Below are 15,029 nucleotides of genomic sequence, written 5' to 3' on the forward strand. Positions count from 1 at the left end.
CCCGTGCGCACCCGTTCATTCACGCCACGCACGCAATCGCGGCGGGTGCACCGCCTCTCGCGAGGCCTGACAACCTGCTTCGTTCGATCCAGCCAGTACCGGTCATGCGAATCTGTCGATCGGAGTTCGCGCTTTAGCGCGTTACTCCGATCCCATGCAAAGCTGTCGACCGGAGCGGGTGCAACCCGCTAACCCCGGTCCGCCGGGCATGCGATCAATACGGCTCGCCGACCCGCACGATCTTCAGCGTGTTCGTGCCGCCGGCCTGCCCCATCGGCTCGCCGACGGTCAGCACGACCATGTCCCCACGCGACGCGTACCCCTTGCTGACCACCGTCTCCAACGCCTGTTGCAACGCGGTGTCGCGGTCGGTGTTGGTGTCCAGATGCAGCGAAGTCACGTTGCGGTACAGCGCCATTGCCCGCTCGCTGCCGACCCGCGGCGTGAGCGCGAAGATCGGCACGTGCGTCCAGTGACGCGACATCCACAGCGCGGTCGAACCCGATTCGGTCAACGCGACGATCGCCTTCGCGCCAAGGTGGAACGCCGTGAAGAGCGCGCCCATGGCGATCGACTGGTCGATGCGCGTAAACGTGCGATCGAGGAAATCCCGGTCCAGCTCCGACTGCTCCGACTTCTCGGCTTCGACGCAGATCGCGGCCATTGTCTCGATGGTCTGCACCGGATACTTGCCCGCTGCCGACTCCGCCGACAGCATGACCGCGTCCGTACCGTCCAGGACCGCATTCGCGACGTCCGACACTTCGGCGCGGGTCGGCACCGGCGCGTAGATCATCGACTCCATCATCTGCGTCGCGGTGATCACGAATTTGTTCGACTCGCGCGCCATACGAATCATCCGCTTTTGCAGCGCGGGGACTGCGGCATTCCCCACTTCCACGGCGAGATCGCCGCGCGCGACCATGATGCCGTCGGATGCGTCGAGAATGCCTTGCAGCGCAGGAATGGCTTCGGCGCGCTCGATCTTGGCGATCATCTTCGGCTTGATGCCGTAAGGTGCGCCGGCGATGTTCGCCAGTTGGCGAGCCATTTCCATGTCGGTCGCGTTCTTCGGGAACGACACCGCGACAAAATCGACGCCGAGCGACATGGCCGTGCGGATGTCTTCCATGTCCTTGGCGGTCAGCGCGGGCGCCGACAGACCGCCGCCCTGACGGTTGATGCCCTTGTTGTTGGACAGATCGCCGCCGATCTTCACGATCGTATGAATCTCGTTGCCGATCACGCGCTGAACGTTCAGCACGATCAGGCCGTCGTTGAGCAGCAGCACGTCGCCCGGCTTCAGGTCGCGGGGCAAGTCCTTGTAGTCGAGACCGGCGCGCTCCTGGTTGCCGAGTTCGCAGTCGGCGTCGAGGATGAACGGCTCACCCGCGACGAGCGAAACCTTGCCGTTTTCGAATTTGCCGACCCGGATCTTCGGGCCTTGCAGGTCCGCCATGATGGCGACCTCGCGGCCCGCCTGGCGAGCCGCCTCGCGCACGAATTCGGCGCGCTGGCGGTGGTCGTCGGCCGTGCCGTGCGAGAAATTGAGCCGCACCACGTCGGCGCCTGCCTGAATCATTTGCAGCAGGATCTCCGGCGTGCTGGAAGCCGGTCCGATGGTAGCGACAATCTTGGTGGCGCGATGCATGAGTCTCCTCGTCTGGATGGGATCGCTGGAAAGAGCGCTGCGAGTCGGATGCGGAGGCTGCGCACCGAAAGATGCTGCCAGGGGCTGCGCGCCGGTTGAAACCAGCGTCGCTTTATGGGGTGAAGCAGTGTTCGAAACCAGCACGCGCGGCGCCGGTGGGGGAGCGGGCGCGACTTGCGGATCGGGGAGTTCTGCCGGCGGGCCGGCCGATTCGTTAGCCTGGTCGCCGGCCAATCGAGAGGTGCCGCCTGCAGTGGTCGGCTCCGCGAGCACGGGAGAATTCTCGGATGTTTCTGGATGACTGTCAGCGTGTGCAGCTTCGCCGACAGCGGCAACCGCGGCGGCAACCGTGTCGGCAAGCGCCGACTCCGGGGCCGCCGTCGTCGCCGTTGCCGCGTCGGAGCGCGTGGCGCGCTCCCCTGCCGCTGCTGTTGCGGTGTCGCGCGGCTTGCCGCGCTGACCGTCCGCTTTTGCAGATTTCGACGTTGGTGAGCGCGTCGCCACGTTAAGCCCGCGATTCCAGTACTTCAACGGCGGGCAGCTTCTTGCCTTCCAGGAACTCGAGGAAGGCGCCACCGCCCGTCGAGATATAGCTGACCTTGTCGTGGATGCCGTACTTGGCAATCGCGGCAAGCGTATCGCCGCCGCCCGCAATCGAGAACGCGGACGATCTCGCGATGGCGTCGGCCAGTGTCTTCGTGCCATTGCCGAACTGGTCGAATTCGAACACGCCGACCGGGCCGTTCCACACGATGGTGCCGGCTTTTTCCAGTTGCGCGGCGAGCGCCTTCGAAGTTTCCGGCCCGATGTCGAGGATCAGGTCGTCGTCTTCGACATCGGCGACGGCCTTGATTTCCGCTTTGGCGGTCGGCGAGAACTCTTTGGCGGTGACCACGTCGGTGGGGATCGGCACCGATGCGCCGCGTGCTTTCGCCGCGTCGATAATCGCCTTGGCCTCGTTCACCAGATCCGCTTCCGCCAGCGACTTGCCGATCTTCAGACCGGCCGCCAGCATGAACGTGTTGGCGATACCGCCGCCCACGATCAGCTGATCGACCTTCTCGGCCAGCGACTTCAGAATGGTCAGCTTGGTGGACACCTTCGAGCCCGCGACGATCGCAACCAGCGGACGCTTCGGCGCGCCGAGCGCCTTGCCGAGCGCTTCCAGCTCGGCGGCGAGCAGCGGGCCGGCGCAAGCGATCGGCGCATATTTCGCGATGCCGTGCGTGGTGGCTTCAGCGCGATGCGCGGTGCCGAACGCGTCGTTCACGTAGATGTCGCAAAGCTTCGCCATTTTCTGCGCGAGCTCGTCGGAGTCTTTCTTTTCGCCCTTGTTGACGCGGCAGTTCTCCAACAGCACAACCTCGCCCGGCGCGACGTTCACGCCGTTTTCCACCCAGTTCGCGACGAGTGGCACGTCGCGGCCAAGCAGTTCGGCGAAACGCTTTGCAACCGGCGCGAGAGAATCTTCCGGCTTGAAGTCACCTTCGGTCGGACGTCCAAGGTGCGACGTGACCATCACGGCCGCGCCAGCGTCGAGCGCTGCCTTGACGGCCGGCACGGAGGCGCGGATGCGGGTGTCTTCGGTGATGTTGCCTTGATCGTCCTGCGGCACGTTCAGATCGGCGCGGATGAACACCCGTTTGCCGGACAGCTTGCCTTCGGCGATCAGATCGGAGAGACGCAATACCTTGTTCATGGGCGTTTGTGTGCGAGTTGATGAGAAGGCGGTGGCGGACGTCGCTCAGGGCTTTGGGCGCGGTGAACTCCAGCGCGTCGGCACGGCGGCTCCACAAAGTCGGGGGCCGGCGGCAAGGCCGCGGCGCAGGCGCCAGGCATCGGCGCGATCATCCCGGAAAAGGGGCATTTTAACTGATCCGAACTGCCTTCTGACCCGCGACCAGGCGAATGTCCCGTATTTGGACGGCGCGCCGCATGCCGCAGCGCAGCATCGGCCGCACGGGAGTTACATGAAGAGCCGCAACATCGTGAACACCACCATTCCGACGACGATCGTACCGAGCATGGTGCGGCGCCACAAAAACCACCCGAGGCCGGCAAGGGTCGCATAAAACTCGTGGTTGGACGGCGCAAATGACAGGCCCTCGGGCGTTGCCAGTACGTCGGGCAGCACCACCGCTGCAAGCGCTGCGGCAGGCGCATAGCGCAGCATGCGCTGAACGCGCGCGGGTAAAACCGTGCGCTCGCCGCCGATTAGAAACATCGCGCGTGTCACCGCGGTGACGATGGTCATGCCGATAATTGCCAGCCAGATTTCCGTGGATGTCACCGCGAATCTCCCGCGCCGCCGCGAATGCGCCGTAAGTCGGCGCGCTCGACCATCAGATCCGCAGCACTGCCCGCGATAATCGCCGCGATCACCGCGAGCGGCAGCGCGAGCCGGTACGGAAGATCGAACGCGAGAAGCGAGACGACGCCCGCGATGCCGACCGCCACCAGTGTGGAGCGGGTCGCGATTGCCGCCACCATGATTGGCAGCAGCGCAAGCGTGCCGGCGAGCGCCAGGCCCCAGTTGTCGGGAATCAGGCTCGCGAGCAGGATGCCCGCGATCGACGCGACCTGCCACGACAGCCAGCTGCTCACCGCCATGCCCCAGAAGTACGCTTCCTTGCCGGGCACGTAGCCGGTCGGGAAGTTCTTCTTTACGAACAGCAGATAGATCACGTCGCCGTTGAAGTAGCCAAGCGAGATGCGCCGCCACATCGACAGGTAGGAAAAATGCGGCGCGAGGCCGACGCTGAAGATCACGAAACGCAAATTGACCATGGCGGCCGTGAGCAGCACGGTCCAGACCGGCAGCTTGGCGGCGAGGAGCGGCAGCACCGCCAGTTGCGACGAACCGGCGTAGCACAGCAGCGACATGGCGAGCGCCTGGGGCAGCGTGAGCACCGACTTGCTCATTGCGATGCCGGTGACGAGACCCCACGAGCAGATCGCCATGAGCGTTGGCGAATAGTCGCGAGCGCCTTCACGGAAGGCGCGGCGATCGATATCTGACAGACGAGCGAGCATGAGGCGAAAAAGCGCCGGCGCAGGTGGCCGCGATGAGGGAAATGGGCGCCAGGTCGTCAAGCACCCGCTGGCGCGTCCGGATGTGAATTATGCGTGTGCCGAATTATAGCGCCCGAAGTGCGTGCGAATGCCCGTTCCGTGTGCAAAAGACGCTAAAATGACGCTCTTCGCCGCACCCCACCGGAAGCCGCCGGCACGTACCGGCGTTCCCGCCCCCTCGGGGGCCTGACGCGAGGCGACGGGCCTGGGGGCTCAGATAAACACGCACCTGCTGGAGAATCGTATGTCAATGGCCGACCGCGACGGCAAGATCTGGATGGACGGCAAGCTGATCGACTGGCGCGATGCCAAGATCCACGTGCTGACCCACACGCTGCATTACGGCATGGGCGTTTTCGAAGGCGTGCGCGCCTACAAAACAGCAGACGGCGGCACCGCGATTTTCCGTTTGCAGGAACACACCAAGCGTCTGCTGAACTCGGCCAAGATTTTCCAGATGGACGTGCCGTTCGACCACGAAACGCTCGCCGCCGCGCAGCGCGAGGTGGTCCGCGAGAACAAGCTCGAGTCGTGCTACCTGCGCCCGATCATCTGGGTCGGCTCGGAAAAGCTCGGCGTCTCGGCCAAGGGCAACACCATCCATGTGGCGATCGCGGCGTGGCCGTGGGGCGCTTACCTCGGCGAAGACGGCATTGCCAAGGGCATCCGCGTAAAGACTTCGTCGTTCACGCGGCATCACGTGAATGTGTCGATGGTCCGCGCGAAGGCATCGGGCTGGTACGTGAACTCGATTCTCGCCAACCAGGAAGCCATCGCCGACGGCTACGACGAAGCGCTGCTGCTCGACGTCGACGGTTACGTGTCGGAAGGCTCCGGCGAAAACTTCTTCCTCGTGAACAACGGCAAGCTGTACACGCCGGACCTGTCGTCGTGCCTCGACGGCATCACGCGCGACACGGTCATCACGCTTGCCCGCGACATGGGCATTCCGGTCATTGAAAAGCGCATTACCCGCGACGAGGTCTATACCTGCGACGAAGCGTTCTTCACCGGCACCGCCGCGGAAGTCACGCCGATCCGTGAACTGGACAACCGCACGATCGGCGCGGGCGCGCGCGGCCCGATCACGGAGAAGCTGCAGTCGGGCTTCTTCGATATCGTCAACGGCAAGAGCGAGAAGTACGCGCACTGGCTGACCAAGATCTAACGCGCGCCGCTCCTGGCTTCGGGCCGCCTTCGTTTGACGACGGTCCGGGACGGCGCGCCGCACGCACCCTGCATACAACGAGAAAGTCTCATGAGCGATATCAAGGAAATGCCGCTGGTCGAACTGACGGCGAAAGACCTCCCGGCGTACTGCCCGAATCCGGCCATGCCGCGCTGGAGCGCGCATCCCCGCGTCTTTATCGACGTCACGCACGGCGAAGCGCGCTGCCCCTATTGCAGCACCCGTTACAAGCTGCGCGACGGCGAAGTCATCAAGGGCCACTAAAGCTCGCGCTCTGACTCGCTCGTCTGCGGCGTTATGTGCGAAGTTGCCTGTCATTGCCTGTCCGACTGATCGCGTGAATTTGCAACGCGCGGTGTCGCCAGACTCAGCCTCGCATGCGTTGCCTCGGCGCGTTGCTTTCCGTTGCGCTCCATTGGCAGCGCGTTCGAGGCAACGCGAGCAGACGGGTGCGCAGCAGCAAGGCAACCAAGCGGCATGACAGCTATGACGGCATCGCGGCGCCTCGCTGACGGCTTCCCCTTTCACTTTTACCTATCCGAAGCGCCACGCGCATCGCGCGCGGCGCTTCGTTTCGACACCGGACAATCACTCTGATGCGTCGCGCGTTGGTTATCGCACCGAACTGGATCGGTGACGCATTGATGGCGCAGCCGCTGTTTGCGCGCCTCGTGAAACTGCATCCCCGCATCGCCATCGACGCGGTCGCGCCCTCCTGGGTCGCGCCCGTGCTCGAACGCATGCCGGAAATCCATGATGTCTACGCGACCGACCTCGCGCACGGCAAGCTGCAGATGTTGCGCCGCTGGCAACTCGCGAGCGACTTGCGCGACGTCGGCTACGACGCGGCGTACGTGTTGCCGAACTCGTTCAAGTCGGCGCTGATTCCGTGGATGGCGGGCATTCGCTTGCGGATCGGCTATACCGGCGAAAGCCGTTTTGGCCTGCTGAACGTGCGTCATGCGAATCCGCGCAAAGACGAGCGTCCGCCGATGGTCCGGCATTACGCCGCCCTCGCCTACGCTCCCGGCGCCAAAATCCCCGACGATCTGCCAATGCCGCGGCTCGACGCCGACCCGAACGAAGCGTCGCGCGTGTCGGCGCGCTTCAACCTCGACACGCGCGTGCCGCTGCTCGTGTTCTGTCCCGGCGCCGAGTACGGTCCGGCCAAGCGCTGGCCGCCCGAGCACTTCGCGGCGCTTGCGCAAATGGTCGGACAGTCGTTCCCGTACACGCAGATCGTCGCGCTCGGCTCGCCGAAAGATGCGCCGCTTGCGCAGGCGATTGCCGAGAAAGCGCCCAACGTGCGCAATCTGTGCGGACAGACGGCGCTCGGCGAAGCATGTGCGCTAATCGCGCGAGCCAACGCGGTCGTCACGAACGATTCCGGGTTGATGCACGTCGCCGCGGCGCTGCGCCGGCCGCTCGTGGCCGTCTACGGTTCAACGGATCCGCGCCACACGCCGCCCTTGTCGGAGCTTGCGAAGGTACAATGGCTTCATCTCGAATGCAGCCCCTGTTTTCAGCGCGAGTGTCCGCTTGGCCATCTGAACTGTCTGAAGCAGTTGAGCGCCGAGCAGGTTTTCGGCGATCTGCGCGGCATGTTGCTCGCGCATCGCTGAGCCGGCTGACACTCGTACGCAGCACTCGCACGCAACACCGCACGCCCCTGAGCGCGTCGCGTCATGTTCACGCCTTGCGGCGCGGGCATTCTGGCGCCCGGGGCGATTGTCCGGTGCGCCGGACTGTCCCGCTGACCGCTGCCCCGCAACCGCGCGCCGCGCACAAGAGACTGACGAGCCATGCCACGTTTTGCCCATATCTTCGAAGCTGCCGCCGATACCCTCAACGCCTATTACCAGGCTGTCGCCGAGGTCAATATCGACAGCCTCATGGGCCTGTGGATAGATGAAGAGTTCGTGAGCTGCATCTGTGCAGACGGCTCGCATCTGCATGGCCTCGACAGCATTCGGGCCGGCTTGCAGATCCAGCTCGAAGCCGCGCCGGTCTCGATCGAGCCGCTCGATATCCGCGTGTACGACAGCCTGGGCACCGTCGTCTACGCGATCGCGGAAGCGCATCGCCCGGTCGATCCGAAAGCCTTGCCTGCAATGGTCTTCACCACCTACGTGATGGTTCACGAACGCGGCGAGTGGCGCATCGCGCACATTCACGCGAGCCCTATGCCGAACGAAGCAGCCAGCCAGTTCGCTACGAAGATGCGACATGGCCAAGGGTCGCTTCACTGACGCGCGGTCGGCAGCGCCGCACTCTCGCTCCACGGCCGGCATGAGCACGCCCCGCAGCCAGTCCTCATCGGGAACGATGCAAGGCGGATCCCCGTCTTCGGGCGCAACGCGCGCCGAAGCTGCCGTCGAGGCAGCCATCGACCTGCTCTACCGCGCACCGCTCTGGCTGCCGAACAAGCATGTGCAGACTATCGTGCCGTCGCTGTTCGCCCGGCGTCCGGCGGTGGCGTTTCGCCGTGAACGCTGGGATACGCCAGACGGCGATTTCATCGACGTCGACTGGGTCGTGCACGGCAGCGAGCCGCGCCCGACGCTTGCAACGGATACGGCAACCCCAGTTCCGGCCGCCGACGCACCGTTGCTCGTTCTGTTCCACGGCCTGGAAGGCAGTTCGGCATCGCACTACGCATCCACGTTGATGGCGGCCGCACGCGAGTACGGCTGGCACGGCGTAGTACCGCATTTCCGCAGTTGCAGCGGCACGCTGAATCGCTTGCCGCGCTTTTATCATCTTGCCGATAGCAACGAAGTCGATTGGGTCCTGCGGCGCCTGCGCGCTGTGCATCGTGGGCCGATCGCCGCGGCGGGCGTCTCGCTCGGTGGTAATGTGCTGCTGCGCTGGCTCGGCGAGCAGCGCGAGGACGCGGCGTCGATCGTCTCCGCCGCCGCCGCGATCTCCACGCCGATCGACGTGCACGCTGGCGGTCGAGCGTTGTCGCAGGGCTTCGGGCTCGTCTATACGCGCAACTTCCTGAAGACGCTCAAGCTGAAAGCTTCGCAGAAGCTCGTGCAATTTCCGGGTCTTTTCGACCGCGACGCGATGCTTGCAAGCCGCACGATGTACGAGTTCGACAACGTCGTCACCGCGCCGCTGCACGGCTTTCGCAATACTGACCACTATTGGAGCGCGGCAACCACGCGACCGTTGTTGCCGCACATTCAGGTGCCCACGCTCGTGCTGAACGCGCGCAACGATCCGTTCCTGCCGGCCGAGGCGTTGCCGTCGCGGCATGAGGTGTCGGCAGCGGTGGAACTGGATCAGCCGCGGCACGGTGGCCACGCCGGCTTCATGACCGGACCGTTTCCGGGCCGCATCGACTGGTTGTCGCGGCGCGTGCTCGGCTATCTGGAGCAGCACGTCGATCATGGATGACATCGTCAAGCAGGCGTTGGCCAAGTGGCCGAACGTACCGAGTTGCACCGGCTGGCTGATGCTCGACCGGCGCGGCAACTGGCGTATGCGCGACGACGCCGCGCAGGCGAGCGGTTCGTCGGGCGTGCCGATCCGTCACGAGGCGTTGCTCGGCTTCATCAACCGCAATTACGAGCGCGACGAACGCGGGCAGTGGTTCTTTCAGAACGGTCCGCAGCGCGTATATGTGGAGCTCGGCTACACGCCTTGGGTCGTGCGCCTGATAGTCGAACCCGGCGGCACGCTGGCGCTGAAAGATCAGGCAGGCAACGATTTCGAGCCGTCGGCGGTATTGGCCGACGACGAAGGCGCCATTCTGTTCGCCGACACCTCCGCGCAGCCGCGAGTCGCCGTGTTGCACGATCACGATCTCGAAGTTTTCGCGGATCACGCAGCGCTCGCCGAAGATTCGCTGAGCGGCGAATTTCACTGGAAGGACGGCGTGAAGCTGTCGCTGGAGCCCGTGCGCCGGGCGGATGTTGCGTCGCGCTTCGGCTTTGTGCAAAGTCCGGCGGCGAACGCTTGAGGCAGAAGCCTCCGGCAATCTGCCGTGCAACCCGTGCGGCTCACGCTTGCGCATTCAATTGACAGCCGCGCCTCTCACCATGCTCGCGTAGCGCGGAACCGCTCGACCCGCGCCTAGCCCTTCTCGTCGAGCCGCTCTTCCTGGTAGCGCTTCTCCATCTCATGCAGTCTGGCGTCGACGGTAGCGAGGTCGTAATAGCCGATCGTCTTCATATCGCGCGCGTCCTTCAGTTGCCGGATCGCCGACGGCCACGCGCCTTCGAGCGCAAACTTTTCGGCGAGCGCCCGGCGCCGCGTGAACGCGTCGCCAGTCCCCACGCTTGCCTGCGCGAGATACAACCACCATGCGGGCTGATCGGGCTGCGCCTGCGTCTCTTTCTGCGCTAGCGCCTGGGCTTCGGTAAATCGCCGCAGCGTCAGCAGCGTGCGTATGTGCATGTCGATAGCGGCATGCGACTGTGGCCAGCGCTTTTGCGCGAGGTCGGCGAGACGGACGGCTTCGTCGTCATGGCCCGCGCGCCGCGCAATGTCGGCGGCCAGCACGTCGAGGCTCGGCGAACTGCGGGCGGCGTCGCTGGTCGCCTGTGTGACCGCGGCAAACGCTGCGCGCGACGACGCCAGCGAAGCCGCCGCGTCGTCATAACGTTCGAGCAGCATCTGGCCAAACGCAATGCCGTACCAGTTCGCCGCGATGTTCAGCGCGGTGCGGTCCTCGATCTCCGAGCGCATCCGCGAGATCTCGTCCGCGTACTCGCTGCGGGAACGGTCCTGCAACAGACGCGCTCGCGCACGCACGAATCCGTATTCGGCGGCCTGATGCGGCTGACGGTAAGGCGCGCGGCGAGCGCGGTCCTCCATGTCGGCGATCCGCTCGCCGGTCAGCGGATGGGTGCGCGCATACGCCGGTATGCCGGTGTCGCTCATTGCCGCGCGGTCGAGCCGGCCGAAAAACGTAATCATCGAATAGGGATCGTAGCCTGCGCCGGCGAGCAGGAGAAAGCCGACGCGGTCGGCTTCGTGCTCGGCGGATCGGGAGAAACGCAACTGGTTGTCGACGGCATAAGCCTGGCCGCCGAACGCGATCGCGCTGCCCAGGTCGCCGCTGTGCGCGAGCACGCCCGCGAGAACGCCGAACAGCATGCTGGCGAGCGCGGCGTAGGTGCTGCGCTCACCGGCGGTGATCATCCGCGAGATATGGCGCTGAAGGACGTGCCCCATTTCGTGACCGAGCACGGACGCGAGTTCAGACTCGGTTTGCGTGGCGACAATCAGCCCCGTGTTCACACCGATGAAACCGCCCGGCAGCGAGAAGGCGTTGATCTGCGTGTCGCGCACCGCGAACAGATCGAAGTCCGGGCGATAGCCGCCGATATAGAGCGCGTTGGCCGCCGCGGCGAGCTTCGCGGCGACTGAGTTGAGATAGTCGCGTACCAGCCAGTCGTCGAGATAGTCGGGGTCCCGGCGCAAGTCGCGCATGACGCGTTCGCCGAGCTTCCGCTCCGCCTGCGGCGTAAGCGAGCCCGAGCCGCCGCTGCCGAGGTCGGGTAGTTGCTGCGCGGCAATCGGCGCGCGCCAGCTGTCGTTGCTTCCGCTACCGGTCGAATTGCCGGCGCCGCGGTTCAAACCAAAATTGCCGGAAAAGCGGCTTTCCGCGCCGCCGTACACGCCGAATACACCTTGGGCGATCTCAGGCGGCACCATCGGATCGGAGTAAGACTCCACCGGCCCGCTGACGAGCGGCGGTTCGGCAGACTGTGTAACGACAGGCGCGACGCCGGACGCGGCACGCGCTTGCGCGAACGCCTCGGGCGGCGCCGCAAGCGCGACACACAGCAACGCAGCAAGGAACCGGTTCGGACGCATTGCGAGTTCGTATGACGGAATCGGAAAGCGACGCCCTTCGCTCAGGGACAAGCGGTCTAAGATAAGCGGGCACGCCGCAATTGTAATCAGCCGTTGCGCGGATTCGGCTCGTTCGTGCAAGCCAGACGTCCGCGCTGCACTGCTATGATAGGCGCCCTCTGAAGGAGCCAACCATGCCTGAACTCACTCATTTCGACGCTGCCGGCGACGCGCACATGGTGGACGTCGGCGGCAAACAGGAGACGAAGCGCATTGCCATCGCACGCGGTTCGATCCACATGCTGCCGGAAACCTTCGCATTGATCCGCGACGGCAACGCCAAAAAGGGCGACGTGATCGGCGTCGCGCGCATTGCCGCGATCCAGGGCTCGAAGCGCACCGCCGACCTGATCCCGCTGTGTCATCCGCTTGCGCTCACGCGCGTCAAAGTGGATTTCGAACTCGACGACACGCTGCCGGGCGTGCATTGCACTGCGCAGGTCGAGACGCTGGGCAGAACCGGAGTTGAGATGGAGGCACTCACCGCCGTGCAGGTTGGACTGCTGACGGTGTACGACATGTGCAAGGCGGTGGATCGTGGCATGACCATCACCGATGTGAAAGTGCTGGAGAAGCACGGCGGGAAGTCGGGGGATTGGGTGGCGGGCTGAATACCCACTCACGTCGTCCCCTCTTCGACTCAACTTAAAACGACAGCGCGGCTCAATCCTCCTCGCTGTCGTCGTCCGGCGCGACGTCGCCCGACGGCATGCCATAACGCTTGACCAGTTCGGCCTTGAAGCCGGCGAGCGTCTTCTGCTCATCGCAGAGCTGGTACAGGTAACTCAATTGCGACGGCCAGTCCTTCAACTCCTGCGCGAAGATTTTCAGCCGCTCAACGGTGTCGAATGCTGCGGCCGTATCGCCGCTCAACGCCTGCAGCACCGCATAACGACGCAGCACGGTTTCGCCGGGCAACAGCGCCATCGCCTGACGATGCATCGCGAGCTTGCGTTGCAGATCCGTCGAATCCATCGGCAACAGCGTGGCCATACCGTATTCGCCCCATGCCTGGAACAGGAACGACGGATCGGCGCGGTATTGTTCGGCCGGACGCGAGCCGTAATACAGCACCTCGGCGCGCGCGTAATCGCGATAAACCGGATACAGCGCAGCCATGCCGCCGAACACGACCACCGCAAATGCGCCGAACGACAAGCGCGCGGGCACGAGACGCAGCGGGCGTGTCTCCAGCAGGCCGAACACGAACATGGCAGGCAGCAGGAAGAACATGTACTGCTGCGGATATTCCACGAGCGCATGCATGACGAGCACGCCGATCAGCGCGATGCCGAAAACACGCGCGGCGCTCTGCGGAGCGCGCACCACCCGCACCAGCCACGTAACGAGACCGAACAGCACGATCGCGAGGCCGATCAAGCCCGTCTTCGCGAGCAGGTCGATAAAAATGTCGTGTGAATTGTTGGCGATCTCGACGCCGCCGAGGGTCTTCGCGAACTGATACTGGTAACTCGGAAACTCGCCCCAACCGACGCCCATCAGCGGACGAGTCCGAAACATCGTCCAGCCGTATTTCCAAAGCGCGAGCCGCGGCGCGATCTGGCCGGCATCCTTGAAGCGATCGGCCGCGGACTGCCCCAGCTCCAGGTGATAGCGCACGTTGGCCCATCGAATCAGCGCGTTGACGACAAAGAACAACACCCCGAGCGCGATCGGAATAAGCCACTGACGATGACTGCGGCGCAATTGCGGCTCGGCGCGAGTCTGCGCAAACGCCATCCAGAAACCGGCTACCACGATCACGCCCATTTGCAGCCACGGTCCGCGCGAGACGGTCAGCGCGAGTCCGACCGCGAATAGCGTCGACACCAATGCCCAGATGGCGACGGCGATCCGGCGCGTCTGGACGAGAAACAGTGCGCCCGCCATCGCGAACGCGATATAAGTGGCGAGGTGATTCGCCTGCGCCATGTTGCCGAACGGCCGGCGCTCGACGGTCACGTTGTACGCGACGACCAGCGGCGATACTCGCGCCTCGAGATGAAAAAGCTGAATGACCTGGCAGAACACCGCGTAAAGACCGCCGACAACCAGCGCTGAGGCGGCCCACCGGAGCGCCGTCTCATTGAGCTTCGCGCGTACGAAGCCATAGCCCGCATGTGTCGCCATGAAAGCGGCGAGCAGAAAGCCGCCGCCGAGCCAGTTCATCGACGGCTGGGAGACCGGCAACACCACCGACTGGGCGACCAGCAGCAAGCCGAACAGCAACGGCACGAGTGCGACGACGGGAGACGCAAAGCCGATACGCGGCCGCGAACTCGCGATCAGGAAGACGACGCCCGCGCCCACCAACAGGTACAGCGCGAGCGCGGTGAACTCCGCGTAGAACGTCGGAATCGGATAGGTATGGTTGACGACTGCATAGGGCAGCACCAACGCGAGAGCCAATAGAACGAGAGACAGGTAGCGCGCGAATGGGGTGGGCATCGAATAAGCGGTGGGCGTCAGCAACCGGCGCACTATACAAAAAAATCCTTGTGCTGTGCGCCGGCCCAGCCGAAATATCCCGAAAATCAGCGATTTACGCTCGAACTGCCCGCCATGCGCCCGTCCGTTGCATTACGTGCGGCACTCGGGCGGCGCAAGGTTCGACGACAACGTAGGCGCGTTGACAGGACTCGGTCCCGCGCCCGGCGCGGGCAAAGAGGACGCCGTTTTACCGCCAGCGAAGCATTCCCACGCGAGGGCGCCTGCCTGCACCGAACCCTTTGTCAGCGCGACGCGTGCGGTGGGTGCATCGACGTTGTCGGGCACCGACGGTACGAGCGTGATCGTGTTGGAGCCGGACGGAGCCACACGTGTCGTGAAGGCGACGGTGATCTGACCCGTGTCGTCGTCGACATGGACGGACTCGACGTTGCGCGTCGCGGGCGGCGACGCATAGCCGCCGCTAAACGCGTTGCCGCTCGCCGCGTTTTCCGATACGGCGAGTCTCGCCGACGCCGCAAGCGACAAGCCCTCCCCGACGCGGCTGCGCGCCAGATAGTCCTGATACGCGGGAATCGCGTAGGCCGCGATCACGCCGACAATCGCGAGCACGATCATCAGTTCGATCAGCGTAAAACCGAGACCGAGGCGCCGGCACGCGCGCGCAAATGTAGACGACCAGCGCGCTCGCGTGAGCCCTGACTGTGAGATCAGCGCGGACTGGGAATATGGGGAATAAGGCAAAGTGACGATCATCGGCAGGCTCCAGAAACGAAAAACGCCTGCCCCACGGATCGGGAA

14 protein-coding genes are annotated in these 15,029 nt (G+C 64.6%); 7 read left to right on the forward strand and 7 right to left on the reverse strand.

Features of this window, described 5'->3' with window-relative positions:
- Nucleotides 1-214 precede the first annotated feature (214 nt).
- From pyk to ACTJLB_RS08185, 4 genes are all read right to left on the reverse strand, one after another.
- On the reverse strand, nt 215-1,651 hold the full coding sequence (gene pyk, locus ACTJLB_RS08170) for a pyruvate kinase (RefSeq protein WP_020069233.1): 1,437 nt from the start codon (nt 1,649-1,651) through the stop codon (nt 215-217).
- Between the two features lie 505 nt (nt 1,652-2,156).
- Nucleotides 2,157-3,350: a phosphoglycerate kinase gene (locus ACTJLB_RS08175; protein WP_392394333.1), complete on the reverse strand. Its 1,194-nt coding sequence runs from the start codon at nt 3,348-3,350 to the stop codon at nt 2,157-2,159.
- Nucleotides 3,351-3,617: 267 nt separating this feature from the next.
- Nucleotides 3,618-3,941 carry an AzlD domain-containing protein gene (locus ACTJLB_RS08180; protein ID WP_027778879.1) on the reverse strand — a complete coding sequence of 108 codons (324 nt, stop codon included), beginning with the start codon at nt 3,939-3,941 and terminating at the stop codon, nt 3,618-3,620.
- Nucleotides 3,938-4,684, reverse strand: a complete 747-nt coding sequence (locus ACTJLB_RS08185; RefSeq protein ID WP_131320084.1) for an AzlC family ABC transporter permease — start codon at nt 4,682-4,684, stop codon at nt 3,938-3,940. Before ACTJLB_RS08185 ends, ACTJLB_RS08180 begins: the two co-directional genes overlap by 4 nt.
- Before the next feature lie 283 nt (nt 4,685-4,967).
- On the opposite strand from ACTJLB_RS08185, the gene ACTJLB_RS08190 reads away from it, so the two are divergent.
- From ACTJLB_RS08190 to ACTJLB_RS08215, 6 genes are all read left to right on the forward strand, one after another.
- Nucleotides 4,968-5,891 (forward strand): branched-chain amino acid transaminase, encoded by a 924-nt coding sequence (locus ACTJLB_RS08190; RefSeq protein ID WP_020069237.1) that lies wholly within the window; start codon nt 4,968-4,970, stop codon nt 5,889-5,891.
- Nucleotides 5,892-5,981: 90 nt separating this feature from the next.
- A complete protein-coding gene (locus ACTJLB_RS08195; protein ID WP_020069238.1) occupies nt 5,982-6,176 on the forward strand; it encodes a zinc-finger domain-containing protein in 195 nt (64 codons plus the stop codon).
- A 332-nt stretch (nt 6,177-6,508) separates the two neighbouring features.
- A complete protein-coding gene (gene waaF / locus ACTJLB_RS08200; protein WP_020069240.1) occupies nt 6,509-7,534 on the forward strand; it encodes a lipopolysaccharide heptosyltransferase II in 1,026 nt (341 codons plus the stop codon).
- Between the two features lie 180 nt (nt 7,535-7,714).
- Complete coding sequence (locus ACTJLB_RS08205) at nt 7,715-8,161, forward strand: nuclear transport factor 2 family protein (protein WP_020069241.1); 447 nt, start codon at nt 7,715-7,717, stop codon at nt 8,159-8,161.
- A gap of 76 nt (nt 8,162-8,237) precedes the next feature.
- Entirely contained in the window at nt 8,238-9,314 is a 1,077-nt protein-coding gene (locus ACTJLB_RS08210) for a YheT family hydrolase (RefSeq protein WP_440782992.1), read from the forward strand.
- Entirely contained in the window at nt 9,307-9,879 is a 573-nt protein-coding gene (locus ACTJLB_RS08215; RefSeq protein ID WP_440782993.1) for a DUF2946 family protein, read from the forward strand. Before ACTJLB_RS08210 ends, ACTJLB_RS08215 begins: the two co-directional genes overlap by 8 nt.
- A 113-nt stretch (nt 9,880-9,992) precedes the next feature.
- Here ACTJLB_RS08215 and ACTJLB_RS08220 read toward each other — a convergent pair whose 3' ends face one another.
- Nucleotides 9,993-11,741, reverse strand: a complete 1,749-nt coding sequence (locus tag ACTJLB_RS08220; RefSeq protein ID WP_440782994.1) for a M48 family metalloprotease — start codon at nt 11,739-11,741, stop codon at nt 9,993-9,995.
- Nucleotides 11,742-11,914: 173 nt separating this feature from the next.
- Here ACTJLB_RS08220 and moaC point away from each other — a divergent pair, with 173 nt between their 5' ends.
- Entirely contained in the window at nt 11,915-12,391 is a 477-nt protein-coding gene (gene moaC, locus ACTJLB_RS08225; RefSeq protein WP_440782995.1) for a cyclic pyranopterin monophosphate synthase MoaC, read from the forward strand.
- A 52-nt stretch (nt 12,392-12,443) separates the two neighbouring features.
- Here the strand turns inward: moaC and ACTJLB_RS08230 are convergent, their stop codons facing one another.
- Both ACTJLB_RS08230 and ACTJLB_RS08235 read right to left on the reverse strand, forming a co-directional pair.
- Nucleotides 12,444-14,228 carry a PglL family O-oligosaccharyltransferase gene (locus tag ACTJLB_RS08230; protein ID WP_440782996.1) on the reverse strand — a complete coding sequence of 595 codons (1,785 nt, stop codon included), beginning with the start codon at nt 14,226-14,228 and terminating at the stop codon, nt 12,444-12,446.
- A gap of 132 nt (nt 14,229-14,360) precedes the next feature.
- Nucleotides 14,361-14,984, reverse strand: coding sequence for a pilin (locus tag ACTJLB_RS08235; protein ID WP_440782997.1), 624 nt, complete (start codon nt 14,982-14,984; stop codon nt 14,361-14,363).
- Between the last annotated feature and the right edge of the window lie 45 nt (nt 14,985-15,029).

It is taken from the genome of Paraburkholderia sp. 22098, from assembly GCF_052045935.1.
GTDB classification, from domain to species: domain Bacteria; phylum Pseudomonadota; class Gammaproteobacteria; order Burkholderiales; family Burkholderiaceae; genus Paraburkholderia; species Paraburkholderia caledonica.

Coding starts and splice junctions, on each gene's coding strand:
- ACTJLB_RS08190 (WP_020069237.1), top strand. CDS start 4,968: ATGTCAATGGCCGACCGCGACGGCAAGATCTGGATGGACGGCAAGCTG.
- ACTJLB_RS08175 (WP_392394333.1), bottom strand. CDS start 3,350: ATGAACAAGGTATTGCGTCTCTCCGATCTGATCGCCGAAGGCAAGCTG.
- ACTJLB_RS08230 (WP_440782996.1), bottom strand. CDS start 14,228: ATGCCCACCCCATTCGCGCGCTACCTGTCTCTCGTTCTATTGGCTCTC.
- ACTJLB_RS08205 (WP_020069241.1), top strand. CDS start 7,715: ATGCCACGTTTTGCCCATATCTTCGAAGCTGCCGCCGATACCCTCAAC.
- ACTJLB_RS08235 (WP_440782997.1), bottom strand. CDS start 14,984: ATGATCGTCACTTTGCCTTATTCCCCATATTCCCAGTCCGCGCTGATC.
- ACTJLB_RS08215 (WP_440782993.1), top strand. CDS start 9,307: ATGGATGACATCGTCAAGCAGGCGTTGGCCAAGTGGCCGAACGTACCG.
- moaC (WP_440782995.1), top strand. CDS start 11,915: ATGCCTGAACTCACTCATTTCGACGCTGCCGGCGACGCGCACATGGTG.
- ACTJLB_RS08220 (WP_440782994.1), bottom strand. CDS start 11,741: ATGCGTCCGAACCGGTTCCTTGCTGCGTTGCTGTGTGTCGCGCTTGCG.
- pyk (WP_020069233.1), bottom strand. CDS start 1,651: ATGCATCGCGCCACCAAGATTGTCGCTACCATCGGACCGGCTTCCAGC.
- ACTJLB_RS08210 (WP_440782992.1), top strand. CDS start 8,238: ATGCAAGGCGGATCCCCGTCTTCGGGCGCAACGCGCGCCGAAGCTGCC.
- waaF (WP_020069240.1), top strand. CDS start 6,509: ATGCGTCGCGCGTTGGTTATCGCACCGAACTGGATCGGTGACGCATTG.
- ACTJLB_RS08195 (WP_020069238.1), top strand. CDS start 5,982: ATGAGCGATATCAAGGAAATGCCGCTGGTCGAACTGACGGCGAAAGAC.
- ACTJLB_RS08185 (WP_131320084.1), bottom strand. CDS start 4,684: ATGCTCGCTCGTCTGTCAGATATCGATCGCCGCGCCTTCCGTGAAGGC.